General features: G+C 38.9%; 26 protein-coding genes. 17 read left to right on the forward strand and 9 right to left on the reverse strand.

Annotated features, from left to right (window positions below; genetic code table 11):
* The first annotated feature begins 2 nt into the window (after positions 1-2).
* The 9 genes from ML462_RS10425 (at position 3) to rimO (ending at position 6901) form a co-directional block, all read left to right on the forward strand.
* Positions 3-341 carry an Hpt domain-containing protein gene (locus tag ML462_RS10425; protein ID WP_240713757.1) on the forward strand — a complete coding sequence of 113 codons (339 nt, stop codon included), beginning with the start codon at positions 3-5 and terminating at the stop codon, positions 339-341.
* Positions 341-1600, forward strand: coding sequence for a competence/damage-inducible protein A (locus ML462_RS10430; protein WP_240713758.1), 1260 nt, complete (start codon positions 341-343; stop codon positions 1598-1600). The genes ML462_RS10425 and ML462_RS10430 overlap by 1 nt, the downstream gene beginning before the upstream one ends.
* Before the next feature lie 228 nt (positions 1601-1828).
* Positions 1829-2068, forward strand: coding sequence for a 50S ribosomal protein L28 (gene rpmB, locus ML462_RS10435; protein WP_240713759.1), 240 nt, complete (start codon positions 1829-1831; stop codon positions 2066-2068).
* Between the two features lie 26 nt (positions 2069-2094).
* Complete coding sequence (gene rpmG / locus ML462_RS10440) at positions 2095-2277, forward strand: 50S ribosomal protein L33 (protein ID WP_081211513.1); 183 nt, start codon at positions 2095-2097, stop codon at positions 2275-2277.
* Between the two features lie 7 nt (positions 2278-2284).
* Positions 2285-2434: a DUF4295 domain-containing protein gene (locus tag ML462_RS10445; RefSeq protein WP_240713760.1), complete on the forward strand. Its 150-nt coding sequence runs from the start codon at positions 2285-2287 to the stop codon at positions 2432-2434.
* A 139-nt stretch (positions 2435-2573) separates the two neighbouring features.
* The gene (gene ftsY, locus ML462_RS10450) at positions 2574-3527 is read left to right on the forward strand and encodes a signal recognition particle-docking protein FtsY (RefSeq protein WP_240713761.1); all 954 of its coding nucleotides are present in this window, start codon (positions 2574-2576) and stop codon (positions 3525-3527) included.
* A 4-nt stretch (positions 3528-3531) separates the two neighbouring features.
* On the forward strand, positions 3532-5166 hold the full coding sequence (locus ML462_RS10455; RefSeq protein WP_240713762.1) for an amidase family protein: 1635 nt from the start codon (positions 3532-3534) through the stop codon (positions 5164-5166).
* Positions 5159-5443: a hypothetical protein gene (locus tag ML462_RS10460; RefSeq protein WP_240713763.1), complete on the forward strand. Its 285-nt coding sequence runs from the start codon at positions 5159-5161 to the stop codon at positions 5441-5443. Before ML462_RS10455 ends, ML462_RS10460 begins: the two co-directional genes overlap by 8 nt.
* Positions 5444-5548: 105 nt before the next feature.
* Complete coding sequence (rimO, locus tag ML462_RS10465; RefSeq protein WP_240713764.1) at positions 5549-6901, forward strand: 30S ribosomal protein S12 methylthiotransferase RimO; 1353 nt, start codon at positions 5549-5551, stop codon at positions 6899-6901.
* 16 nt (positions 6902-6917) lie between these two features.
* Here the strand turns inward: rimO and ML462_RS10470 are convergent, their stop codons facing one another.
* The 4 genes from ML462_RS10470 to ML462_RS10485 all read right to left on the reverse strand — a co-directional run bounded on the left by ML462_RS10470 (position 6918) and on the right by ML462_RS10485 (position 13947).
* The gene (locus ML462_RS10470) at positions 6918-7583 is read right to left on the reverse strand and encodes a DUF2459 domain-containing protein (RefSeq protein WP_240713765.1); all 666 of its coding nucleotides are present in this window, start codon (positions 7581-7583) and stop codon (positions 6918-6920) included.
* Between the two features lie 143 nt (positions 7584-7726).
* On the reverse strand, positions 7727-10552 hold the full coding sequence (locus ML462_RS10475) for a M16 family metallopeptidase (protein WP_240713766.1): 2826 nt from the start codon (positions 10550-10552) through the stop codon (positions 7727-7729).
* A 15-nt stretch (positions 10553-10567) separates the two neighbouring features.
* Positions 10568-13057 (reverse strand): M14 family metallopeptidase, encoded by a 2490-nt coding sequence (locus ML462_RS10480; RefSeq protein WP_240713767.1) that lies wholly within the window; start codon positions 13055-13057, stop codon positions 10568-10570.
* A gap of 95 nt (positions 13058-13152) precedes the next feature.
* Positions 13153-13947: a dienelactone hydrolase family protein gene (locus ML462_RS10485; protein WP_240713768.1), complete on the reverse strand. Its 795-nt coding sequence runs from the start codon at positions 13945-13947 to the stop codon at positions 13153-13155.
* Between the two features lie 141 nt (positions 13948-14088).
* On the opposite strand from ML462_RS10485, the gene bshC reads away from it, so the two are divergent.
* From bshC to ML462_RS10500, 3 genes are all read left to right on the forward strand, one after another.
* Positions 14089-15702: a bacillithiol biosynthesis cysteine-adding enzyme BshC gene (gene bshC, locus ML462_RS10490; RefSeq protein ID WP_240713769.1), complete on the forward strand. Its 1614-nt coding sequence runs from the start codon at positions 14089-14091 to the stop codon at positions 15700-15702.
* Positions 15703-15706: 4 nt separating this feature from the next.
* Positions 15707-17083, forward strand: a complete 1377-nt coding sequence (locus ML462_RS10495) for a pyridoxal phosphate-dependent decarboxylase family protein (protein WP_240714074.1) — start codon at positions 15707-15709, stop codon at positions 17081-17083.
* A 132-nt stretch (positions 17084-17215) separates the two neighbouring features.
* Entirely contained in the window at positions 17216-17560 is a 345-nt protein-coding gene (locus ML462_RS10500; RefSeq protein ID WP_240713770.1) for a YybH family protein, read from the forward strand.
* Positions 17561-17773: 213 nt separating this feature from the next.
* On the opposite strand, the gene ML462_RS10505 is transcribed toward ML462_RS10500, so the two are convergent.
* Together ML462_RS10505 and ML462_RS10510 are read right to left on the reverse strand one after the other, a co-directional pair.
* Entirely contained in the window at positions 17774-17917 is a 144-nt protein-coding gene (locus tag ML462_RS10505; RefSeq protein WP_240713771.1) for a hypothetical protein, read from the reverse strand.
* 223 nt (positions 17918-18140) lie between these two features.
* Complete coding sequence (locus tag ML462_RS10510; RefSeq protein WP_240714075.1) at positions 18141-18866, reverse strand: SIMPL domain-containing protein; 726 nt, start codon at positions 18864-18866, stop codon at positions 18141-18143.
* An 83-nt stretch (positions 18867-18949) separates the two neighbouring features.
* Here ML462_RS10510 and guaA point away from each other — a divergent pair, with 83 nt between their 5' ends.
* The 5 genes from guaA (at position 18950) to ML462_RS10535 (ending at position 23743) form a co-directional block, all read left to right on the forward strand.
* Positions 18950-20479 carry a glutamine-hydrolyzing GMP synthase gene (gene guaA, locus ML462_RS10515; protein WP_240713772.1) on the forward strand — a complete coding sequence of 510 codons (1530 nt, stop codon included), beginning with the start codon at positions 18950-18952 and terminating at the stop codon, positions 20477-20479.
* Positions 20480-20510: 31 nt separating this feature from the next.
* A complete protein-coding gene (locus ML462_RS10520) occupies positions 20511-22496 on the forward strand; it encodes a LysM peptidoglycan-binding domain-containing protein (RefSeq protein WP_240713773.1) in 1986 nt (661 codons plus the stop codon).
* Positions 22486-22887: an OsmC family protein gene (locus ML462_RS10525; protein WP_240713774.1), complete on the forward strand. Its 402-nt coding sequence runs from the start codon at positions 22486-22488 to the stop codon at positions 22885-22887. The genes ML462_RS10520 and ML462_RS10525 overlap by 11 nt, the downstream gene beginning before the upstream one ends.
* Positions 22884-23426 carry a DUF922 domain-containing protein gene (locus ML462_RS10530; RefSeq protein ID WP_240713775.1) on the forward strand — a complete coding sequence of 181 codons (543 nt, stop codon included), beginning with the start codon at positions 22884-22886 and terminating at the stop codon, positions 23424-23426. The genes ML462_RS10525 and ML462_RS10530 overlap by 4 nt, the downstream gene beginning before the upstream one ends.
* Positions 23427-23503: 77 nt before the next feature.
* A complete protein-coding gene (locus ML462_RS10535; RefSeq protein WP_240713776.1) occupies positions 23504-23743 on the forward strand; it encodes a hypothetical protein in 240 nt (79 codons plus the stop codon).
* Here ML462_RS10535 and ML462_RS10540 read toward each other — a convergent pair whose 3' ends face one another.
* The 3 genes from ML462_RS10540 to ML462_RS10550 form a co-directional block, all read right to left on the reverse strand.
* Positions 23744-24691 (reverse strand): NAD(P)H-dependent flavin oxidoreductase, encoded by a 948-nt coding sequence (locus ML462_RS10540; protein WP_240713777.1) that lies wholly within the window; start codon positions 24689-24691, stop codon positions 23744-23746. It lies immediately after the preceding gene.
* Positions 24692-24793: 102 nt separating this feature from the next.
* On the reverse strand, positions 24794-25981 hold the full coding sequence (mnmA, locus tag ML462_RS10545) for a tRNA 2-thiouridine(34) synthase MnmA (protein WP_240713778.1): 1188 nt from the start codon (positions 25979-25981) through the stop codon (positions 24794-24796).
* A gap of 115 nt (positions 25982-26096) precedes the next feature.
* Positions 26097-26492 carry a lipocalin-like domain-containing protein gene (locus ML462_RS10550; RefSeq protein WP_240713779.1) on the reverse strand — a complete coding sequence of 132 codons (396 nt, stop codon included), beginning with the start codon at positions 26490-26492 and terminating at the stop codon, positions 26097-26099.
* Positions 26493-26511: the final 19 nt, after the last annotated feature.

Raw genomic sequence — 26511 nt, forward strand, 5'->3', positions numbered from 1 at the left:
GAATGAGCAACTATAACCTAGACGAAGTTAAAGAAATGGCAGGCGGCGATGATGAATTCATGCTTGTAGTAGTACAAACTTTCCTTGAAGAAATTCCCCCAGATGTAGAAGCGATGAACGAGGCTATTGGAAACGATAATCCTTCTCTGGCTTATCAATATGCCCATAAAATGAAGCCTAACCTTCAGCTTTTCGGCTTGAATCTGATGGATCAGATTAAAGTGATCGAAGCCTGGTCTAAGCAAGGGCGCAGAAAGGATGAGGTGCCGCAGGCAGCGGAAGCAATTACCAAAAAGGTAGATGTGGCTTCTATTGCCTTAAAACGTGATTTCGGGTTATAATGACCGCTGAGATAATTACCATAGGCGACGAAATTCTTATAGGTCAGATCATTGATACTAATTCAGCCTACATTTCAAAAGAGCTCAATAAGATAGGTGTAAGCGTTCACCAGATAACTTCCATTGAAGATGAGCGCCATCATATTCTTCAAACTTTAAAGAAGGCTTCTGAAAGAGCTGATATTGTCATTATAACCGGTGGTCTTGGGCCTACCAAAGACGATATTACCAAAAAATGCCTGTGTGATTTTTTTGATGATGATCTTATTAGAAATGAAGAAGTATTAAAACATATTGAAGATCTATTTGAAAAGTATATAGATACCCCAATTTCCAACCTGAACAGAGACCAGGCTTTAATACCATCTAAGGCTATCGCCTTACATAACGAATATGGTACAGCCCCGGGAATGTGGTTTCAGGAAAATGGGAAAGTCTTCGTTTCCATGCCCGGTGTACCTTATGAGATGAGGGGATTGATGGAAAGAGAAATTATTCCAAGGTTAATAAGGAGTTTTTCAAGACCGGTGATCTTACATAAGACGGTAATAACTTATGGATTAGGGGAGAGTGCTATCGCAGAAAAGATCGAAGCATGGGAAGATGGGCTACCTAAAGAAATAAAACTTGCCTATCTGCCAAACCTGGGGAGGGTTAGATTAAGACTTACGGCCAAAGGTTCAAACGAAGCACATTTAAAGAACCTGATTGATGAACAGATCTTGAAACTTCACCAGATTATTGGAAATATCATTTTTGGTTATGAAGATGATGATCCCATAGAGGTGATAATTGCCAACATGTTAGTGGAAAAGAACTGGACATTATCTACAGCGGAAAGTTGTACCGGTGGAAGGTTGGCCTCGAAATTCACCAAAGCGCCAGGTTCTTCAGCTTCTTTCAAAGGAAGTGCGGTTTGCTATTCTACGCAGGCCAAGACCGATATTCTGGATATTCCAAAGGAAGTTATAGAGAAATACTCTGTGGTGAGTGCAGAGGTTGCTGAAGCCATGGCAGAAGGAGCCATGAAAAAGTTCCATACGGAATTTTCCATTTCCACTACCGGAAATGCCGGACCATCCAAGGGCGACAGTGATGAAGAGTTAGGGACTGTATTTATTGGAATTGGAACTCCCAGGGGAATTCATTCCTTTAAATTCAATTTTGGGAATCACCGGGAAAAGGTGATAGGAAAAACTGTAAACAAAGCGATGAATTTACTTCAGGAAAGTATTCTTAAAATGGATAAGGATAATTGATCTTCAGTTTATTGATTTGAAAACTTTAAAAAATCACCGGGTATTCTCTTGATTCGTATCGATTAAAAATATTATTTTTGCACCCTGAACAGCGCCAGAGCAAGAGCTTAACGATGATTCTAAAGAATTATTTCAAGTCTTAAATATTTTTTTTGAATTAGTTGCCTGTTAGGTAAAAAAATCGTTAATTTGCAGCCTGTTTTGAAATAACGAGAAAAGTATAGAGCAATGTCAAGAGTTTGTGAACTTACCGGGAAAAGAGCTATGGTTGGGAATAATGTTTCTCACGCCATGAATAAGACTAAACGTAAATTCAACGCCAACTTGGTGAAGAAGCGTTTCTTTATTCCTGAAGAAGACAGATGGATCACACTTAAAGTGAGCACGTCTGCATTAAAAGATATCAATAAAAAAGGCATTTCTGCCGTAATTAAGGAAGCTAAAGCAAAGGGATTTCTTCAGAAATAATTCTTAGCACTTAAAAATTTTTCACAATGGCAAAGAAAGGTAACAGAGTTCAGGTAATTCTAGAATGTACAGAACATAAAGAATCTGGTCAACCAGGTACTTCAAGATATATTACTACAAAAAACAAAAAAAATACACCGGACAGAATGGAGTTGAAGAAATTCAATCCTATTCTTAAGAAAATGACGGTGCATAAAGAAATAAAATAATTGAGTCATGGCAAAGAAATCAGTAGCATCTATTCAAACAGGATCTAAAAGATTAACCAAAGCGATAAAAATGGTTAAATCTGAGAAAACCGGTGCCTACACTTTTGTAGAACAAATCATGGCTCCGGAAGACGTAAACGACTTTTTGAAAAGGTAAGGATCGTTCACAAACGATTTAGAATAATCTTAAAAAGCCGTCCTGGATTTAATCTGGACGGCTTTTTCTTTTTATGTATATTTATTCCCGCTTTATGATAGGGCTTAAGCCTTATACGTTATAAAACCTGCCAAATAAAATGAGTTTATTTAAAAAAATATTTTCTAAGGAAAAAAAGGAGAACCTGGATAAAGGTTTGGAGAAATCTAAATCCAGCTTCTTTGATAAGATGAGTAAGGCTGTTGCCGGAAAGTCCAAAGTAGATGAGGAAGTTCTTGATGATCTGGAAGATGTGTTAATTAGTAGTGATGTTGGTGTTGCTACCACCATTAAAGTGATCAACAGGATAGAAGATCGCGTGGCCAAAGATAAATATCTAGGCACCGATGAACTTAATAAGATACTTCGTGAAGAGATCGCTGCACTTCTTTCTGAAACGAATACTGGAGAGGCCTCTGAGATCCATGTTCCTGAAAACAAGAAACCATATGTAATTATGGTTGTAGGTGTAAACGGTGTAGGGAAGACTACTACCATTGGTAAGCTAGCTCACCAGTTCAAGAGTAAAGGAAAGAAAGTAGTTCTTGGAGCTGCCGATACTTTCAGGGCTGCGGCCATTGATCAGCTTCAAATCTGGGCAGAAAGAACCGAGGTACCTATCATCAAACAAAAAATGGGAAGCGATCCTGCTTCCGTGGCTTTTGATACTGTTCAAAGCGCTGTGAAAATGGAAGCAGATGTTGTTTTGATCGATACAGCTGGTAGACTACATAATAAAGTAAACCTGATGAAAGAACTTACCAAGGTGAAAAGAGTGATGCAAAAAACCATTCCAGACGCTCCTCATGAGGTACTTCTGGTTCTTGATGGTTCTACAGGTCAGAATGCTTTTGAGCAGGCTAAGCAGTTTACAGCGGCTACCGAGGTGACCTCACTTGCGGTGACCAAACTTGACGGTACTGCTAAAGGAGGTGTGGTGATTGGAATCAGTGACCAGTTTAAAATCCCTGTAAAATATATTGGTGTTGGAGAAGGAATTGAAGATCTACAGGTATTTAATAAATACGAATTTGTAGACTCATTCTTTAAATAAGACCATGAAAAAAACTTTACTTCTTCTTGCTGCAGTTGCTTCGTTCAGCTGTAAAAATGATAATGCTGAAAAAACTGCGGAAACAGAGGCAGTTCAGGTCGATTCAACTAATGTTGAGGAGATCGAATATAAACAGGTAGATTCCAAAGTGATCGATAATGATAGCCTTTGGAAACCTTTTGAAGAGGATCTATCAGACTTTTCCTCTGAAATCTATGAAGAAGTAAAAGTCCTGATTTTTGAAAAATCGATTCCTGAAATTCAGCAGGCTATTAAGAACGATAAGCTTACCTATGAAGAGTTAGCGATGTTCTATTTAACCAGGATTAAAGAATATGATCGCGAGAATGAATTTTCACTGAACTCGGTGATTTCTTTGAATCCTAATTTAATTAAGGAAGCCAGAGAAAAAGATCAGCAAAAAAGCAAAGCAGTAAATAATCATCCTATTTTTGGGATTCCAGTGTTGCTTAAAGATAATATCAATGCCTCTGGAATGCCTACCACGGCAGGTTCCTTCGCCCTTCAAAATAATAAAACAGGTGATGCTTTTATTGTAAAGCAGCTAAAAAATAACGGAGCTTTAATTCTTGGGAAAGCCAATCTTAGTGAATGGGCCAACTTTTTCTGTGAGGGCTGTCCTAACGGATTTTCAACGGTTGGAGGTCAAACCCTGAATCCTTACGGAAGAAAGATCCACGATACTGGAGGATCAAGTTCAGGTAGTGGAGTGGCCGTTGCCGCAAATTTAGCACCTGTGGCTGTGGGGTCTGAAACTTCAGGTTCTATACTTTCTCCGTCAAGTTCAAATTCTATTGTGGGTTTAAAGCCTACTATCGGAGTTTTAAGTAGGGGCGGAATTATTCCAATTTCGAGCACTTTAGATACTCCCGGGCCAATGACCAGAAATGTTATTGATAATGCAATTCTTCTGGACGCAATGCTTGGGGTAGACGATGCCGATCCTGCTTCCAAAGCGGCGGGAGGGCAAAGAACTGGCTATTACAGCGAGATTACGGAAACCAGCCTGGAAGGTAAAAGGTTTGGCGTTATAAAATCTCTGATGGAGGATTCATTATATGTTAGAGCAATCAATGACCTGAAAAATGCGGGGGCTGTAATTGTTGAATTCGAAGCTGAAGAAATAGATCTTCCTAATTTCATCAGGCTTTTAAATCTTGATATGAAAAAAGACCTTTCAGCATATTTAAAAAATTATGGGGGAGAGGTAAATTACAAGAATGTTCAGGATATCATCGATTACAATAACCAGGATACATTGAACCGTGCACCATATGGCCAGGCTTTATTTATGGGTATCGTGGACGATTCAGCTACAAGCGAAGAATTTGCAGGCATAAAGGATTCCCTGAAAACCAATGGAACCAGATTTTTAGAAAAACCAATCAAGGAAAATAAGCTCGACGCTATCCTGTCTATAAATAATTATCATGCCGGCTATGCAGCTGTAGCGAAATACCCGGCAATTACGGTTCCTATGGGTTATACTTCTGAAAATAAACCCGCAGGACTTACATTCATAGGGGAGCCGTTTAATGAAGAACAATTATTACAGTTCGCCTACAATTTTGAGAAGACTACCCAAAGAAGAAAAACTCCGGAAAACTACGATGAGTAATAATACCCAGAGATATCTAGTTCTAATTTCAAAGATCATATTCTTTTACAGTATTTTCTATGTGGTAATGAAGATCGTGGCCATGTTCCAGGGAGCCTGGGTAATTCCAAACCTCATCCTTTCAATCCCTTACCTGGTATTTGCCGTGGTAGGTGGTTTTATGGTAAAAAGGAATTCCTATCACTGGGCTTATGTGATTGCCGGGGCGATTTTGATAAGCATCGTAAGATATTATGAAAAGGACTGGATGATCCAGTTGCACGAATATTTCTCCTAAAATCTTCAATCTAAAGACTTTCAGGTAAATCTAATTTTAGATTGTATCTTTGCACCCGCTTTGATGATTCCTTCGGAATTTTTCATGGCTAAAAAGTAGAAGTTTATGAGGACGAAGTCACTAAAGAAGAACAGGATCAACGTAGTAACGCTTGGTTGTAGCAAGAATGTATACGACTCAGAGGTTTTGATGGGGCAGCTGAAGGCGAATGATAAAGACGTTGTGCATGAAGAAGATGGAAATATTGTAGTGATCAACACCTGCGGATTTATCGATAATGCAAAGGAGCAATCGGTGAATACCATCCTGGAATTCGTCGAAAAAAAGCAACAGGGAGATGTAGATAAGGTTTTTGTGACCGGTTGTTTATCTGAAAGATATAAGCCAGATCTTCAAAAAGAAATTCCAGATGTAGACCAGTATTTTGGGACTACAGAACTTCCTGGACTTCTATCTGCTTTGGAAGCTGATTATAAACATGAACTTATCGGGGAGCGATTAACTACAACGCCGAAAAACTACGCTTATTTAAAGATCGCTGAAGGTTGTGACCGTCCGTGTTCGTTTTGTGCGATTCCGTTAATGCGTGGTGGTCATAAATCCACTCCAATCGAGAACCTGGTAAAAGAGGCTGAAAAGCTGGCTGCAAACGGAGTAAAAGAATTGATCCTTATTGCCCAGGACCTCACATATTACGGACTCGACCTTTATAAAAAAAGAAACCTTGCCGAACTTCTAGAAAACCTTGTAAACGTGGAAGGTATTGAATGGATCAGGCTGCATTATGCATTTCCAACAGGATTCCCTATGGACGTGCTGGAAGTGATGAAGCGTGAACCAAAGGTTTGTAATTATCTTGATATTCCGCTTCAGCACATTTCAGATGATCTTCTGAAATCTATGCGACGTGGAACTACTCATGAAAAAACAACCAAGCTTTTGAAAGAATTCAGAAAAACGGTGCCGGAAATGGCCATTAGAACCACTCTTATTGTGGGATATCCCGGTGAGACCGAAGAGCATTTCCAGGAATTAAAAGAATGGGTTAAGGAAATGCGTTTTGAGCGTCTTGGATGTTTTACTTATTCTCACGAAGAAAATACACATGCGTATAATCTTGAAGATGACGTGCCACAGGAGGTGAAACAAAATAGGGCGAATGAGATCATGGAGATTCAATCCCAGATATCCTGGGAACTCAACCAGGAGAAAATTGGAGAAATTTTTAAGGTTGTGATAGATCGCAAAGAAGGGAATTACTTTATTGGTCGAACAGAATTTGATTCTCCAGATGTTGATAATGAGGTTTTAATAGATGCTTCTTCAGTGTACCTTAAAACCGGAGATTATTACGAAGTTAAGATCACCGATGCGGCCGATTTTGACCTTTACGGAGAACCATTAAATGTTACTGCTGAAAAACCTAAGCGCCAAGAGTTGAAAATAAAGTCTGTTTAGGCAGATTCTTTAGCTCTCACCAGTTTAATTGCCAGAATAAGGGTTTGGCAAAGGGAGTCCATAAACAGGTTCTGATTCCAGAGTATTTTAAGGCATTATTCACCCAGGTGTTACATGTTCTGAATAGGTTGAATTCAGAATCTGATCTGTAAAAAACATCATTTTCAGAATATCTGAAATCCAGTGGTTCTAAATCATTTTCTGAATTTTCCAGGTGTTTCAAGATATACTGAACCAGCATTTTATATTGTTCTTCGTTAATATTTAAAATGGCAAATTCTTTTCCCTTGATTGCCTTTAGCCTGTAAATATGAATTGCCGAAGGGGTATTTTTGAATAATGTCCTTAATCCTGTTTTTAACTCCAGGTCTTCCCAGGATGGAGTCTTTTTAAAGAATTCAAGATCTCCCCAGCCAAAGGAGTAATACTTGATTCCCTTTGAAACGGATGGAAAGTGTGCAGGTTTAATGTAATTCTCCCAGTTTATAATATGGTTGGAAACAGGAAGGACAATATCTGTATGTAGTCCATTTTGAGTTACGAATATTTGAATAGGACCAGTTTCCTGAAATTTTCTGTTTACGGGAATCAAAGCTCCAAACAGGGCGATTCCGGCATAAACTAATACCGGGCTAATTATTATAAATAAGATCCTTCCCAGAGATTTAATTAGCCTTTTCATCCTTACTATACCTTTAACTCAAAGTAGTAATAAATACCGAAATCGATTTCCCGGGAGATTGATCAGTGAAAATGTCTATTAAATGCCATAAAAAAGGCGGATATTATAAATTTCCGCCTTCCTATTTCTTCCGCTAAGATGGTCTATTTTTCATTTTCTTCTGAGTTGAGCAGAACTGGCTTTCCATACCCCAGCTCTTCAAGTTTGTCCATTTGAGTTTCAGCATCTCCCACGATTAGATAGAACATTCTGTCTGGGTCTACATACTTTTTCGCCAGATCCTGAATGTCAAGAACACTTAGTTCACCAACTCTTTCCTCTCGTTTCTTCACATAATCAAAATCATAGCCATAATCGTTAATTTCCCTAAGCATATTTAACTTTGCTCCAAGAGTCTCAAATTTTCTAGCATTACTTTTAATCATGTAACTTTTGGTTACTTCAAGGTCTTCAGCGTTAAAGGTAGAGGAGTAATCCTTCACAATATCCCGAACCAGTTCCGCAGCCTCATAAGTGATATTTGTTCTTACCCCGCTGGTGATCATAAATGGTCCAATATAAGTTCTGTCCATAAAATGTGACCGAATGCCGTAAGTATAGCCCTTACCTTCCCTAAGTTCCTGAGTTAGTCTCGAGGCGAAACTTCCACCCCCTAATCGATAGTTCATAACTTCTGCAGGATAAAATTCTTCATTTTTTGCGGAAAGGGCTGGAGCACCAAAAGCGAAAACCGATTGTTTGGCACCGGGAACATCATAGAAATATACCTTGGATTCTTCAGGAAGTTTAAAATCAGGAATTTCAGGGAAGTCTAAGTTTTTTGGAGCCCAGCTGGCAGAAATCCCCTTAATCCCGTTTACCGTCTTTTCCTTTGAAATTGCTCCAACTGTAAGAAAAGTTGCTGCCATAGGTGAAAGGTTATCCTCATAAAAATTCTTAAGCTCCTTCAGGCTAAGGGCTTCCACAGTTTCTGGAGTCCCTAACTCGTTATAAGAAAGAATATGATCTTCGCCATAGATGAGTTTTTTGAATTCATTCTGAGCAATAGCATTAGGATCTCCCTTCTCCTCCTGAAGCCTACTCAAGGTTTCCTGCTTTATCAAATTGAATTCTTCTTTATCCCATCTTGGCTCAAGTAATATTTCTTTCACCAGGTCCATGGTTTCAGCATAGTTTTTTGCAAGAGTATTTCCGGATATGGTAAGTTTTTCTTCACTTGCGTTTACGTAAATTGAAGCCCCCAGTAATTCGATGGCTTCTTCCAGTTCGGCAGGTGTTTTTCTGGAGGTTCCCCTGGTCATTATTTCGGCAAGCATGTTTGAAAGACCTGCTTTTTCAGGTGTTTCCAGAAGTTGGCCACCTCTCATCTCCAGGCTGAACTGTACCAGTGGAACTTCATTATTTGTAATTCCCATGACCTTCATTCCCGAAGGCATGCGGGCATCCCATATTTCCGGAACTTTAATTTCGGGTTTTCCCTGGTAAGGTGGTTCAATCGTTCTGTCGAAACTGGAAGGAGTTCTTTCATAACTCACTTCCTGACTAGCATCAAATTCTTCCTCAGCCCCTTCTACGATCTCTTCTTCTACCACTTCAGCTTTTTCTGAATTCTCCAAAGCCAGGTCTTGCATTCCTTTAGGAACAAAACTCGTTGCAACATAATTCTTATCCTTGATGTATTTTTCATAAACTCTCATTACATCTTCGGCCGTAACTTCAAGAAGCTTATGAACTTCTTTATTGATGAAATTTGGGTCTTTTGCAAAGATCTCATATTGGGCTAATTGAAAGCCCTTCCCCAGAACACTGGAAATAGAATTGTAGAAACCGGTTTCTAGTCCTGCTTTGATCCTTTTCAAATCTTTTTCCGGGATTCCATTCTTCTCGAATTCGACAAAGGTTTCTTCAATGGCATATTTTACTGAATCCAGGTCTTTATTGTCGTAGGCTCTAACCTGGAGCATTAGCTGCCCGGCCAGTTCAGAGGTGTAATTGAACATACTCACATTGGAAGTAAGCTGTTTTTCCTTCACTAAATGCTTGTAAAGCGGGGCATTTTTACCATCGGCTAGATAATTTGATAAAATTTCCAGTGCGAATGAATCTTCGTGGTAAGAATACACCGAAGGCCAGGTAAGTGTTAATTCTGGAAGCTTCGCAAAATTATCCTCATGATACAAGCTTTTTGTTTTTTCAAGTTTCACAGGCTGTTTCTCAAGATCTTTAATTTCGGGACCACGCTCTATTTCATCAAAATATTTATGCACCCATTCCTTTGCCTGTTCTTTATCAAAATCTCCTGAAATTGTTAGAATAACGTTATTCGGAACATACCATTGATTATAAAAATCTTTAACGTCCTGTAAAGTCGCATTCTGAAGATCTTCCAGGCTACCAATTACCTGCCAGTTATACGGATGGCCTTGCGGATAAAGGTTCCTGTCTATTACATAAAATGTGTGGCCATAAGGACGATTATCTACTCTTTGGCGTTTTTCATTTTTAACTACCTGTTTTTCTTTGGCCAGTACGGGTTCTGTAACAGTATTGATAAAGAATCCAAGCTTATCGGCTTCTGCCCAGATCATTTTTTCCAATGCATCCTTTGGTACGGTCTGAAAATAGTTTGTTCTATCGCGGCTTGTAGAACCATTTGCTCCAGAGCCGCCTATCCTGGCGCTAAGTTTATCCAATCCTCCCTTTCCAAGATTTTCCGATTCTAAAAAAAGTAAATGCTCAAAAAGATGGGCAAAACCTGTTCTGCCTTCTTTTTCCCGGGCCGAACCTACATGCGCAGTTAGAGCTACTGCCACAACCGGGTCTGAGGTGTCCTGATGAAAAATGACTTTCAAGCCATTTTCAAGGTTGAAAGTTTCGAAATCTACCGAGAAATTTTCAGTTTTCTGACTAAAAGTATGTCCTGATATAAGTAAAAACAGGAACATGATAATTGAGTTTATTTTTTTCATTTTTTGATTCTGATGTTAATAATCGAAACCTGTATTATTTGTAAAGAAAATGGCATTTGCGAAAAATAATTTTCCATTCTCCCAGAATGCCCTGAATAAAGGATTGTCTACCATGTAGATCACACTACCTTTACCCATAGGGACTTCTCCAAATACCAAAGAGTTGTTTAGTTTTTTTAAAGCCTCGCTTCCGGCGAAGCCAGAAACAATTTCCGGTTCCTCAATATAAGAAATATTGTAACCCTCGCTTAATAACTGGTAGCTGTCGCTGCTTAATTTCAGACTGAAATAGGTATCCTCATATCCAAATGCCATAGGATGAGAATTGTCTATTTTGGTTTTAATTATACTACCGGTGATCAGGTTTTTGATACTTTCACGTTCCCTTTTTGAGTAAGGTGTAAGATTAGGATGTGTAGCTGTAGTATCTTTCTCTTCAATTTTATTTTCCGCTATGCCGAAACCTTCCTTATTTTTGAAGGCGCCAACTGCGTTTCCAATGGCAATTAATTTTCCTCCTGCCTTAATCCAGGAAGTTACTTTTTCCAGGGTGTCTTCAACTAGAAAATCAATGTACCAGCCTTCAGGAATAATCAAAACATCAAATTCATCCAGATCAATTCGGTCAAAATAACTGCTGTTAATTGGAGTAACCGGGTAATTAAGATCCTGTTCGAAGAAATACCAGATCTCACCGAAATTAAGAGAAGAAACCTCGTCTCCTTTTAGCAATCCAATTTTCTGCTGATTGATGATCTTTATATCAGATGACCCAAAATCTGGTCCGCTTCCTGCAAAACTTGTTTCAGCCGTTAAAAGTTGCCTTTGGTGGGAATCAGCGAGCTCAATTACCTTTGAATCAAATTCTGGTTTTTGCAGATTGTCACTTTTTGTGATGATAAGGCTTCCGGGAGCGAATTCTTTACCGTTGCTCATAAAAGGAACCTCACTAAAACGAACTTTTATATCATTTTGCAAAAGCTCAGCCAGGAAGTTTGCGTCCTTCATGCTATTCCATTTGGTGATATACCCGGCTGCATCCGGATTTGCAATATTCTCGATAATTTGCTTTTCAGGTCTTCCAGAACCATTGATGATTTTTGTGCTGGCAATGGCTTCAAGTCCGTAAGCATAAGGCAAGCTCCAGGCGGTAATATCATAGGTAAGGGAATCCATCAATTTGGTCTTAGGCTCAAAAAGGACCTTTACCATTTTTCCTTTGGGCTGATCTGTAGAAACGATAAGAGTATTTTCATCGCTATTCAGATTGCCATTTCCATTCTCCCTGAAACTATATCCGCTTACACGTCCTGAACCCGAATATGAATATTTAATCTGGTGTCTGTTTAGAAGTTCTTTTAAAGTTTTCAGTTTATCATAACTACCATTTAAGGCGTAGCTTTTATAGACGAAGTCTTCATTTGCAAAGTAATTCTGAAACTCTTTGTTCAATTCAGAAGCATTGCTGGAGGCAACCTCAATAGTAGATAATCCAGTGGTATGATGATGTTCTAACCTGTTTTTGAGGGTTAGAATATATCCTTCGTCAGTTTTTATTCCCAAACCGGCACGTCCATGCCCTGCCTGTTCGTAGGTCATCCCAATTGCTCCCATATATGTAGGATAGGTATCTCCGTAACTTGGATACAACAGGTCAAATCTTTCTCCTGTAAAATAAAGCCACCCATTCTTATCGAAATACCTGGCGTGATTCTTACCTATTGTTTTTTGAAATTCTCTTTGAAATGGAGTGATGATCTCGTGAAATGGTTCAGCCGCAGGTGCGAAATAATAAGGATCATTGATGCCCTGTTCATGGAAATCTACATGAATATGCGGCAACCATTCATTATAAACCTTTAGTCTTTGTTTGGTTTCTATCTGGGTGGCCCAGGCCCAGTCACGATTTAGGTCGAAAAGGTAATGGTTTGGTCTTCCTCCGGGCCAAGGTTCATTATGTTCTGCAGCATTCTGGTAAATGTTATATGGTTCTGTTTTTACCTGGTTATACCAGTTTGCATACCTATCTCTTCCATCAGGATTAATACAGGGATCAATGATCACGATTGTATTTTTTAGCCAGTCTGTTTTTTCCGTAATTAGGCTATAAAGGGTTTTCATGGAGGCTTCAGTGCTGGAGGCTTCATTTCCATGCACATTGTAACTCAGCCAGACTATAGCTGTTTCTGAATTTTCAGTAGAACTACCTATTCCGGCATTATTTAAATGAGCTTTCCTAATTTTTTCAAGATCGGCCATATTCTCTTCAGAAGAAATTATCGCATAGGTAAGAGGGCGCCTTTCATTGGTTTTTCCATAAGTATGGTATTCTACTAATGGCGAATTTTCAGCAACATGCTTGAAATAATTCACAACATCTGCATGCCGCGAAAACTGACTCCCTAATTCATATCCTAGAAAATCTGAGGGCGACTGGAATTGCTGCGATAATAAGTTTTGTGTTATTAGAAAGAAAAAACAAAGGAATAGAATCTGGCGTTTCATTAAAAATAGGGTTTTTGAATAATGCCAGTAAATATAAAACCAACTTAGCAGATAAGCCGAATGCCAGGAAAATATTTACGATCCAGGAAAATTAATTAATCCCATACATCATTTTCAAGCCAAATTGCTGCATTTTTCACGTGATCAACATAGTTACAGGGTTCATTGTGGGTTAGGCCTGGAGCTACTTCCAGGGTGATCTCTGTACCTGCACTTCTCGTTGCTTCAACCCAATTCTGGGTTCGTTGCAGAGGAAATAACTCATCGTTCTCACCATGTATCACATACATGGGGACATCAATTCGCCTGGCTTCTCCGGCTGTATTGAAGGTATTATAGGAACTTGCCATGGGAATGGATGCAGTTACTACCGTAGGTTGGGTTTCTCCGTAAAACCAGGCTCCATTACCCCCGTTGCTGTATCCATTCACAACTACTTTTGTATCATCTACAGGCAAATAGTTTATGGCGAGGTCAAAAAGGCTTAGCACTAGGACCTGATTTGCAAATTCTATCCAATCAAGATTTCCACCGTTAGGACTAATAATTATAGGATTTATAGCTGCAAATCCCTCCTCGGCAAAACAACCAGTATTTTTGTGAGCATCGGGATTCCCACCAGAGGCACCATGTAAAGTCATGACCAGTGGTCTGAGGTTACTGGAAAGATCTCCTTCCGGGATTATTACTCTAAAGAATCTAAGAACTCCATTTATATCTCTAATGGAAACATCATTCACTCCCGTTTGGAAATCTATCGCCTGAAAATCGGTTTTCACATCTTCGTAGCTTCTATCTGGTTCACTGGGTGTGGAATCATCTGATGAACTACAGGAAAAGAATAAAAAGGCAATAAATATTAAGCAGATTTTAAGAAGACGTGATGACATAATGATGAAATTTATCTATAGAAAGTTAGAAATTAAATAATTAGCTAAATTTTATCGCTTGTTAAGACTTTCCTAAATAATCCTGAATTTATTTTAGTCTTTAAAAGACCTTATCTTTACGTGAAAATTTCAAAATCGCTAATGTCGGCAGACTTCGTTAAATATCCCGAAACCAACTACTTTACTTCTTTGATCCTGGACTATTTATCTGAAAAGGATGAACTGAAAGAGTTATATAACAGATTTCCACGCATCGAGAATTTTGATTCTCAGATTGAGGAAAAAAAGAAATCCTACAATAATAAGATCAGGAAAGATCTTGTTGAAGTTCTACAGGATCAGTATTCTGGAATTACCGTTTCGGAAGCTACCAAAGCCAATATTGATTCGCTGAGTTCTGAAGAAACCTATACCGTGGTTACTGGTCACCAGCTTAATTTGTTCACAGGACCATTGTATTTTCTGTATAAGATCGTTTCAACTATCAATCTCACTAAAAAGCTAAAGAAACAGTTTCCGACAAAGAATTTTGTCCCTATTTACTGGATGGCTACAGAAGACCATGATTTTGAAGAGATCAATTTTTTCAATCTGAATGGTAAAAAATTCAAATGGAATAATGCTGATGATAAAGCTGGGATGACAGCCGTGGGAAACCTTTCCACAGAAGGCCTGGATGAGGTATTCAAGCTTTTTTCGGCAGAGATTGGAGGAGGAGAGAATGCGGAATATTTAAAAAAGCTTTTTGAAAGAGGATATCTGCAACATGATAATCTTACCGATGCAACCAGGTTTATCGCCAACGAGATTTTTGGAAAGTACGGTCTGGTGATTATTGCGGCAGGAGATAAAAGATTAAAAAAACATTTTGTTCCCTTTGCCAAAAATGAACTTACCAGGCAAATATCTTTTCAGGAGACTTCAAAAGCAGTGGGAAAACTGAATGAACTTGACTATAATGTACAGGTGAACCCACGGGAAATTAATTTGTTTTACCTGGATCACGAAATTCGCGAAAGGATCATAGGCAAGGAAGACAAGTATTTTGTAAATGATACAGAGATCTCGTGGACCAAAGATGAAATTCTGAAAGAGCTTGAAGATCATCCGGAAAGATTCAGTCCTAATGTTATGATGAGACCTCTTTACCAGGAAGTGATCCTGCCAAACCTATGTTATATTGGTGGTGGGGGAGAGCTGGCATACTGGCTTGAATTGAAATCATATTTTGAAGCCGAAAAAGTGACTTTTCCCATGTTGTTACTTCGGAATTCGGCACTATTACAAACAGAAAAGCAGAATACTAAACGTGAAAGGCTGAATATCTCACTTCAGGAGTTATTCCTGAAACAGCATGAACTTATCAATAGAAAAGTGCGAAAAATATCAAATATCGATATAGATTTTTCACCACAAAAAGAGCATCTAGTTGAGCAATTTCAGGGGATGTATGAACTAGCCGAAAAGACTGATGAATCTTTTCTTGGCGCAGTAAAAGCACAGGAAGTAAAGCAGTTGAAAGGCCTTGAAAATCTTGAAAAAAGATTGTTGAAAGCTCAAAAAAGAAAGCTCAAGGACGAAGTGGAAAGGATTGCAGAACTTCAAAATGATCTTTTCCCGAATCGCAGTTTACAGGAGAGACAAACCAATTTCTCTGAGTTTTATGTTGAATATGGCGAAGATCTCATCTCTAAATTAATGGAAGAACTAGATCCTTTAGAGTCCAATTTTAAAATCCTGACTTTTGGAAAATAACAGAATGCATACCATCGATATGGACCTGGTAGAAATGACCCTGGATGTCATGAAGTATACCATAGACCGTATCTCTAACGTTACCCCTGAATTAGGTTCCCCAAAGAAAGAAGAGGATCTTTTACGAATAGTGGGAGAGACAATTACTCCGGAAGGAATTGGAGGAGAAAATGCCTTTCAGTTATTCCGAGATGTTTTGGTGAAAGCAACAGTGCCAATAGATCATCCACGACACCTGGCCTTTGTGCCAGCAGCTCCAACAAGAGCGGCAATCATGTTCGACCTGGTAACTTCAGCATCAAGTATTCACGGAGCCTACTGGATGGAAGGCGCTGGCGGTATTTTTTGCGAGAATCAGGCGATGAAATGGCTGGTTTCTTTAACTAAACTTCCGGAAGGTGCTTTTGGTGTTTTTACGAGTGGGGGAACTGCGGCAAATCTTTCAGCCCTGGTTACCGCCAGGGAGGAATGGAGGGATCAAAAACCCGATTATGCCAGTGAGCGCGCATTATTGATAACTTCAACCGGAGCTCATAGTTCTATAAAATCTATGGCCAAGGTCATGGATGCAGATGTACACCTGGTAGATTCCGGAGAGGAATTCCTTTCCGGGGAGGAGTTGCACAATGCAATCACAAATCTTAATGAGAAGGATAGAAACCGACTCTTTGCCGTGGTTGCTACCGGTGGTACCACCAATGCGGGAATTATTGATGATCTTAAAGGAATTGCAGAGGTTTGTGAAAAAGAAAATGTTTGGTTGCATGTAGATTGTGCTTATGGTGGTGGTGCCCTGGCGGCAAATTCTGTGCGCCATCTGTTCAATGGTATCGAAAAAGCAGATAGTATTACCATAGATCCACATAAATGGCTTTTTTCACCATACGATTGTGGAGCCGTTATTTATAAGGATCTGGAACTTGCCAAAAAGGCTCACTCCCAGAAAGGTGCTTATCTGGAGATTTTCAAAGATGAAGGTGCTCAGGGCTTTAATCCTGCAGATTATCAGATTCAACTTACCAGAAGGTTAAGGGGAATGCCTTTGTGGTTTTCCCTGGCCATGCATGGAACCAATAAGTACAAAGAAGCAATTGAGCAGGGTATAGAACTGGCAAAGCTGGCTGCTAAAAAGGTTGAAGAAAATAATAACCTTGAATTGGTGAGACCGGCAAGTTTGTCTGTAGTTCTTTTTAAAAGGAAGGGTTGGAGCGCTGAAGATTACAGGGATTGGACCTACAGAAATCATAATTCGGGTTTTGCATTGGTGACTCCGTCTATTTGGAAAGGTGAAAGCGTAATACGGTTTTGTTTTATTAATCCTGATACTACCGAAAATGATATCGACCAGATTCTGGAAACCCTGGAAGAGAAGGCTGGATAAAAGCTATTCCATTGATTTTTAGAAAGTTTGTATTTTAAACCGAGTCTGAAAAATGATTCTATGAAAATGGGGATTTTCAAATGAATTCAATTTTTTCGGCTTTTAATTTACTAACCAACTAAATTTCAAATCATGAAAAAATTTATTTGTTTCATTCTTTTGCTATTTCTTGCATTTGGTAGCAATGCTCAAGATTCATCAGAGTTAAAAGGAACGATCGAATCCAATTCCGATAAAATGCAAGCAGCGATCGCAGCTGCTGATATGCAAAAATTTGGAAATTTCTTTGCTGAAGACGTAATGTTCAAAATGTCTGGTCAGCAGCCTCTCAATGGAAAGGCAGCCGTTATTTCGGCTCATAAACCCATGGCCGAAGGAGGGCTTAAACTTAAAGTAAATACTGAAGAGGTAATGGATTTTGGCGAATATGCGTATGAAAGAATTATGAAATTTATACTCCTGATGGAAATAAAGTAGATCACGGACATTATTCCACCTTATGGAAAAAAATAGATGGAGAGTGGAAAATCTATCGTGACGTGATAAGTTCGTAAGTGGCTGCCAAGTAATTACTTACTTCTTAAAAGCAATAAAAAAAACCTCATGTAGTTCGTGAAGTTTTTTTATAAATAATCTTCAATAATTTTAAAGATTTTCAATGTAGGGCAAAATAAGGATTTAAATCAAAAGCTATATTATAAAGTAGGCCAGAGAAACGGTGAGTATCAGAATAATCAAATACTTCAAAATAGTTTCCCGGGTTCTTGCAGGATTCAAAAGCCATTCAGACTTTTTCATTCTGTCCAGATCACCATATTTAGAGATCTTATTCAAGCTTTAGATTTTTGGCTTTATAAAGATAACCTGCGGTTTCTAAATAAATTATCAACGTTTGAAAATTAAAGCCTAAATTTTATAGTAAGATGTTAAAGAAATTAGTTTATTTTAGGATTTTAGGGTCTAACTGAAAAAACCAGAGGGTGTAATTTGCCTTGTAATTCTCTAAAATACTCATTTGAAAGGTTTTGAGTTTGCTAATCTTAACTAAGCGTAGATATTAATCAATTTCGAATTCGAGTCTCATGGTGATGGAAGCGGTTTTATTTTTATCTGCCGTATTATATGCTCCGCTCCAACTATAATCCTCACCGCTATTCTGTCCTGTAATTTGAAAAACTCCCATATTGGCATTTTTAAGATCACCTAATTTTTCACCGCTGTTCGCTGCGATCTTTTCTGCCCTTAACCTGGCATCTTCAGTAGCCTTAGAGATCATTTCAATTTTAAGGTCGGCAATTTTTGTGTAATAATATCTTGGAGGAGCTGAATTGAACTGTACACCTTTATTGAGGAGTTCAGTGATTTCCCTGGAAACAGCTTCGATGAGCTCCACTTCGGTTGATTCAATTTTTATGGGCTGGATCAATTCATATCCTTTAAAAATACTGCCAGTAAAATTCCCATTCTGATACTGGTTCTCTCTTTGCTCATTCGTTTGAACCGAATTAAAAACGATATTTTCAGGTTTTATGCCCTGGTCTATAAGGTAGTTCCTAACTATTTCCTTGTCCCTGTTCAATTGATTGTAAGCCTGCTCGAGATTTGGATTCATCCTGCTAAATCTGCCTTCCCAAACAATAAGATCTGAAACGAAATTTTCGCTTCCTGAACCAGTAACCGAGATCACTCCATCTGGGTTGGCCCGGGAAACATAGGAATTACCCAAAAAGAAAGCTGAAATAACGATAGCGATGGAAAAAATGATGGCAGTAAGGTATTTCATATGAGGAGTATTAAGCTTTATTAAATATAGAAATTTTATCAAATCCTTTGCCTGCATTTTTTCTCGTTTTCCTATTTTTGCGCATGCAAAACAACGTACTCATCCTAGACTTTGGTTCGCAGTATACCCAGCTAATCGCGCGAAGAGTAAGAGAGCTAAATATTTACTGCGAAATTTATCCTTTTCATAAAATACCTGAAGATCTATCAGGCTTTAAAGCGGTCATCCTTTCGGGGAGTCCCTTTTCAGTTAGAGCAGAAGATGCTCCGCATCCAGACCTTTCTGAAATACGCGGTAAACTTCCAATCCTGGCCGTTTGTTATGGAGCTCAATATCTTGCTCATTTCTTTGGCGGAAAAGTGGAGCCTTCAGATACCAGAGAGTATGGAAGAGCGAATCTTTCGGTTATAAAAGATGCTGAACCTTTATTTGAGAATATAAAAGAGAACTCGCAGGTTTGGATGAGTCATAGTGATTCTATTATCAAGCTTCCTGAAAACGGGGTAAGACTGGCAAGTACTTCAGACGTATTAAATGCCGCATATAGGATTGAAGGTGAAGAAACTTTTGCAATTCAATTTCATCCTGAGGTTTATCATTCTACTGATGGTAAACAGTTACTGGAGAACTTCCTGGTAAAGATTTCGGGTACAAAACAAACCTGGACACCTGGTGCTTTCGTAGACCTTACTGTATCTGAACTTAAAGAAAAAATTGGTGATGATAAGGTAGTTCTTGGCTTAAGTGGTGGGGTAGATTCAACTGTAGCTGCCGTGCTGCTTCATAAAGCAATTGGGAAGAATCTATATTGCATTTTTGTAAATAATGGTTTGCTGCGGAAGAACGAATTCGAAAGCGTTCTGGATCAGTATAAGCATATGGGACTTAACGTAAAAGGAGTAGATGCTTCAGATAGATTTCTTGATGCCCTTAAAGGTCTAAGCGATCCTGAAGAAAAGCGGAAAGCCATCGGGAATACATTTATCGATGTCTTCGATGATGAGGCTCATGAAATAAAGGATGTTACTTACCTGGCACAGGGAACCATCTACCCAGATGTTATTGAATCGGTTTCCGTGAATGGACCATCAGTAACTATAAAATCTCACCATAATGTGGGAGGATTGCCAGATTTCATGAAACTTAAGGTGGTAGAGCCACTTAGAATGTTGTTTAAGGATGAGGTGCGAAGAGTTGGCAAGGAACTTGGAATAGATAAAGAACTTTTGGGAAGACATCCATTTCCAGGCCCTGGACTGGCAATTAGGATCCTGGGAGATATCACTGCAGAAAAGGTAAGGATACTTCAGGAAGTAGATCATGTGTTCATTCAGGGACTAAGAGACTGGATGTTGTATGATAAGGTTTGGCAGGCAGGAGCTATACTTTTACCAATTCAGTCGGTAGGAGTGATGGGAGATGAGAGAACCTACGAACAGGTAGTAGCCCTGAGAGCTGTAGAATCTACAGATGGGATGACCGCAGACTGGGTAAATTTACCTTATGAATTTCTGCAAAAAACATCCAATACAATAATAAACCGGGTTAAAGGCGTTAATAGAGTGGTATATGATATCAGTTCTAAACCACCTGCAACTATTGAGTGGGAATAATTAGATTATCGTTCAACCTAAATCTATCGTAATGAAATACCTATTTGTAATATGTTTTCTTTTTCAATTTTATTCGATTTTGGGAAATGCCCAATCTTATAAATATCATACTGTAAAAAAGGGAGAGACCGTTTTTAGCATCTCTCAAGCCTACGATATAGAGGAAGAAGATATTTACAAATATAACCCAGATGCCAAGGAAGGAATTGGGGTAAATGAAAAGCTGGTAATTCCTTTAGATGCAACTATTTCGGGAACTGAAAATGCTGCTACTAATGATAAAGCCAATCAGTTCGTAGAACATAAGGTCAAGAAAAAGGAAACCCTATATAGCCTTTCTAAAACATATAATGTTGAAATAGACCAGATTAAAAGGTATAATAAACAGTTATATGCTAAAGAATTGCAAATTGGAGAGATTATAAGAATTCCTCAGGGAGTTCCAAGTACTAGTTCAGACAGGAATGATCTTGCTCAAAATACTTCAAACCCAACCTCGCTGCAGAAGCCTCAGGAAAGTCAAATTAGCAAAACGAGAGAGCATATCGTGCTTCCAAAGGAAACCAAATATGGGATCGCTAGAAAGTATGGGATGACCGTGAAGGAACTTGAGGCAGCAAATCCAAGAGTAGAAACTCTTCAGCCAGGGATGATGATCAAGGTGGGAGTTGATGTGCTTGAAGATGAACCGGTGATCATTACCGATGATCGCTTCAGATTTTATGAGGTGAAGCCACAGGAAACCCTTTTTAGCCTTACCAGAAGATTTGGGGTTAGCATGGATTCTCTCAGGCAGTTGAATCCGGCTTTGAAAGACGGATTAAAATTTGGGATGGTTCTTAAGGTTCCGGAAAATCCTGAAGGAGCAGATCTTGATGATGAATCTCTTGCCGGTATGAGCGAGGATTCGAATATGAAAATGGACCTGAGCGAATCTATTACCAACAGGTCTACTAAGAATATTGCCTTGATGTTGCCATACCATCTACAAAAGATCGAAGAGGACTCACTGGACACTTATCGCAATTCTATTATGAACGAGCGGGTGGTAAGAATCTCGCTGGATTTTTACTCGGGTGTTCTTATGGCTTTAGACAAAGCAAAATCTTATGGTATTTCTACTAATTTGAAGGTGTATGATACTAAGCAAACAGCATCTGAAGTCGCAAATATCATCAATACCAACAATTTCAATGAAGTAGATGCGGTGATAGGACCACTTTTACAGGAGACTGCAGAGGCTGCAGCCTCCAGGTTGCAAAACACTAATGTTCCGGTGATAAATCCTTTGTCTAACCGTAAAATGAAAGGGCATCAGAATCTCTTTCAATCAATTCCCGGAGACGAATATATGAAGGAAGCGATGCTCGATTATATTTCCAGGAATTCGCAGGGAAAAAATGTTATCATTATTGCTGACGGCAGATCATTCCAGGTGAAAAACGAGCTTATGAATATAATTCCTTCAGCAAGACCTGTAAATCCTACAGATAATTATATTTCAGATGAAATGCTGGCCGGAGTGATGACGGAAGGTGAGAACTGGGTTATCCTTGAATCGGGAAATATTAACCTGGTGAGCAGTGCTACTTCGGCATTGAACAGAATGGCAAGAGAACATGATATCACTTTGTTCACAACAAATAAAACCAATGCATTTGAGAACGATATTGTTTCAAATAATCATTTGGGTAATCTAAAATTCCATTATCCTTCGGTAGATAAAGAATATGAAAGTTCGCTTACTGAGGATTTTAATAAGGAATATCTGGACAGGTTTAATGTAGAACCAAACCGTTACGCGGTTCGAGGTTATGACCTTACTTTAGATGTTCTTTTAAGACTGGCTTCTGCTGAAGATCTTTATGAATCTTTCGAAAAATATCCCGGTTATACTGAATACAATGAAAGTAAGTTTCATTATGTCCCAAGTACGGGAGGAGGATTTATTAATGATGCAATTTATATATTGAAACTGGATAAGGATCTGACCAAAAGCGTAGTGAATGACCTCTAAAGTTAAGTATCTTGGCAGCTTAAGAACAGAATCGGAGCATCTAAAGAGTGGTTCGAAGATGATTACAGACGCCCCAACAGATAATCACGGTAAGGGAGAAGCCTTTTCGCCCACAGATACGGTTGCCAATGCCCTGGCTACCTGTATGCTTACTGTGATGGGAATTAAAGCTGAATCTTTAGGAGTTAACATTGATGGAGCCTCGGCTGAAGTTACAAAGACCATGGCTGCTGATCCCAGAAGGATTTCGATTATAGATGTGAATATTAAATTTCCATCGTCTTATTCTGAAAAGGAAACCAGAATACTTGAGCAAACTGGAAGAACCTGTCCGGTTCTACAAAGTTTGCATCCCGATATTGAAAAGAATATCTCTTTTACCTATTCATGAGAATTGAACTTTTTTCCATTTTTTACCTGATCTTTATTGTGGTTGGTTATCCGCAACAGGAGCAGTTGAAAATAGAATGGAGAGAAGGTGTTTTATTAAGCTGGGGAGATTTTCAGGCAGAGCCAGATTCCAGTTTATCATATTCAGCAAACACGAATTCAGGGATTACTTATAGCTGGAATTATAGTACCTCTTCTGGTAAACCGGTTCTTAAGCATGAAGTTCATGCATTTTTCTATCCGGAAAAATCCTGGGTCAAAAAAGAAGATGCAGATGAATATCTGCTGGCTCATGAACAACTTCACTTCGATATTTCTGAACTATACGCCCGGAAATTAAGACAGGCGTTAAATAGTTATGAAATTGGCCGGACTATTAGACAGGATTTGAAAAGGATTTACAATCAAATTGAAAAGGAACGCGCAGCCTTGCAGGATCAATTTGATAAGGAAACCATGCATAGTGAAAACAGGGAAGCTGAGATGCGATGGAGAAGTTTTGTTGCTAAGGAACTAGATAAACTTGCTGCCTTTCAATAGTTTTTCGTTTAAAATAGAACATAAAATTAGTTGTTAAAAAATTTTATGCTAAATTGAAATGATAAAACATTTTGAATATGAGTCAGTTAAGTCAGAATAGCCCAGCAAAATGGGCTCTCTATATTTTTATTTCAGGTATCCCTTTAGTTGGAATCATTATGCTATTGGTCTGGGGATTTGGCAGCGATAATAATATCTCAAGAAAAAACTGGGCAAAGGGAATGCTTCTTATTTATCTTTTAATCATCATCTTTTATATCATCTTTATGTTCTTCCTTGGTGGAGCAGCGATCCTGAACTCCATGCGAGAAGGATAATTAGATGAAGGGCGGTGCCTCCAGGGCGTTTTCAAAATCTTGGATGATCTCTTTTACGATTGCTTCGGCAGGTTTGATCTCATGGATTAATCCTGAAATCTGACCAATTTCAAGCTCGCCTTCATCGAGATCACCTTCGAACATACCTTTTTTTGCCCTCGCTCTTCCCAGTAATTCTATAAGTTCTTCCTTACTTGGGCTTTTTGAATAAAGGTCCTGTATGTCCTCGTAAAATTTATTTTTCAAAAGTCTTACAGGGGCCAGTTCCTTCAATGTTAAAATTGTATCACCTTCTTTGGAATCAACCACCATTTTTTTGAAATTATCGTGTGAAGATGCTTCTGGGGACGCCACAAAACGACTTCCAATCTGCACAGCATCTGCACCCAATACCATTGCAGCGAGCATTCCCTTACCTGTAGCAATACCACCCGCAGCGATCAACGGAATTGAAATCTTTTCTTTTACCATAGGTATTAAAGTGAAAGTTGTGGTCTCATCCCGGCCATTATGACCTCCGGCTTCAAAGCCTTCAGCAACCACTGCATCAACCCCAGCTTCTTCAGATTTCATTGCGAATTTTACGCTGCTTACCACATGCACGACTTTGATTCCATGATCCTGCAGATGCTTGGTCCAGGTTTTTGGATTTCCTGCCGAGGTGAAAACGATCTTCACACCTTCTTCGATAATAATCTCCATGATTTTATCGATCTCGGGATATAGCATAGGAACATTTACGGCGAAAGGTTTATTAGTCGCTTTTTTACATTTTTGAACATGTTCCCTTAGAATTTCTGGATACATAGAACCTGAGCCTATAATTCCAAGTCCTCCTGCATTAGATACCGCGCTGGCTAATTTCCAGCCGCTGGCCCAGATCATTCCTGCCTGGATTAACGGATATTCGATATTAAAAAGACTGGTAATTCTATTCTTTGACGGCATTTTGTTCCTGTTGTAAAGATTCCCTCAAACATAATAATATATATGCTTTGGGAAAACCTTTCAGAATTATTTTGCCTGAAAATATTTTGGAACAATAATATTTTATGAGATGACCCCTGAACCAATCAGTTCATCATCTAAATACCAGGCTACAAACTGACCTTCGGTTATTGATGCTTGTGGCTTTTCGAATATCACATACATTCCATTATCGGTTTGATGCAAAGTGGCTTCCTGCAAAGGTTGACGATACCTGATCCTTGCTTTTACCTTTAGGTTCTCATTTTCACCGATGGCAAGGTCCTTTCGAACCCAGTGTATCTCGTCCTGGTCAATGAAAAGACCCTGCCTGTAAATTCCCGGGTGATCTTTTCCCTGGCCCGTGTAGATCACATTTTCCTTCACATCTGTATCTATTACGAATAAAGGTTCAGGAGTTCCGCCAACAGCAAGTCCTTTACGTTGGCCCTTGGTGAAATAATGTGCGCCCTGGTGTTTTCCAACTACTTTACCGTCTTCGAGATTATAATTATATTTTTTGGAAAGATGCTTTAGTTCCTCCTTAGGATCATTGAATTTGACCTTTTTCCTGGTATAATTTCCGTTTATGGCAGGAATTTCCACGATCACCCCTTCCTTCGGTTTTAATTTTTGCTGAAGAAAATCTGGTAACCTTACCTTTCCAATGAAGCATAGTCCCTGGGAGTCCTTCTTTTCAGCGGTAACCAAATTTTGTTCGGCTGCGATCTTTCTAACTTCCGATTTCTGTAATTCCCCTATTGGAAAAAGGGTTTTTGAAAGCTGTTCCTGGGTAAGCTGGCAGAGAAAGTATGACTGGTCCTTATTATTATCCTTTCCTGAAAGTAACTGATAGATAGTTTCTCCATCCTTTTCAGTTTCAGACTTCCTGCAATAATGCCCGGTCGCAACATAATCTGCTCCAAGAGATAGAGCGATCTTCATGAAAACATCAAATTTGATCTCACGGTTACATAGAACATCAGGGTTTGGAGTACGGCCTCTTTCGTATTCATTGAACATATAATCTACGATACGCTCTTTGTACTGTTCGCTGAGATCTACGGTTTGAAAAGGAATGCCGAGCTTTTCGGCAACCATCATAGCGTCGTTGCTATCGTCAAGCCACGGACATTCATCTGAGATGGTTACCGAGTCGTCGTGCCAGTTTTTCATAAACAGGCCAATCACCTCATATCCCTGTTCCTTTAAAAGGTATGCTGAAACACTTGAATCTACACCTCCGGAAAGACCAACAACCACTTTTTTCATGCTCTTGATTTTATTTTTTTTACTTAACCGCTAAACTAGTCGGTTAAGCGCGCACAAAATTACGAAATAAAAAAAGGTGGCGAAAGCCACCTTTTTAAGCGTTTAAGAACTTTATTTAATTTCTTTCAAATGTGAGGCTTGCTACAGGGAATTCATTAGGTGTAAAAGTAAACCTGTTATTGTTAAATACAATTGTGCCGGTTACAGGATCAGGAAACCCTGGGATATTTATCGTGTATTGTGAATTTGATGAACTACTCCAGGATCCTGAGTCTGTATCAGACATACATTCTCCTTCAACATCTCCATAGAAAGTAGAAGATGCGGTATTGTTTTCATTAAAGGTGATGGTAGACTGGCCTGTACAATCATCAACTGTAAAACCAGGAACGTTGTTTGCTTCTACCAGCACCCAGGTTCCAACAATTTTGTCACTTGAGCCTGAATCATCATCATCACTACAGGCTGTAAATACAGTAATTGCAAATAATAGAATTAAGAACTTTTTCATAAGTAGATTGTTTAAGTTA

The organism is Christiangramia lutea, from assembly GCF_022489035.1.
GTDB lineage: Bacteria > Bacteroidota > Bacteroidia > Flavobacteriales > Flavobacteriaceae > Christiangramia > Christiangramia lutea.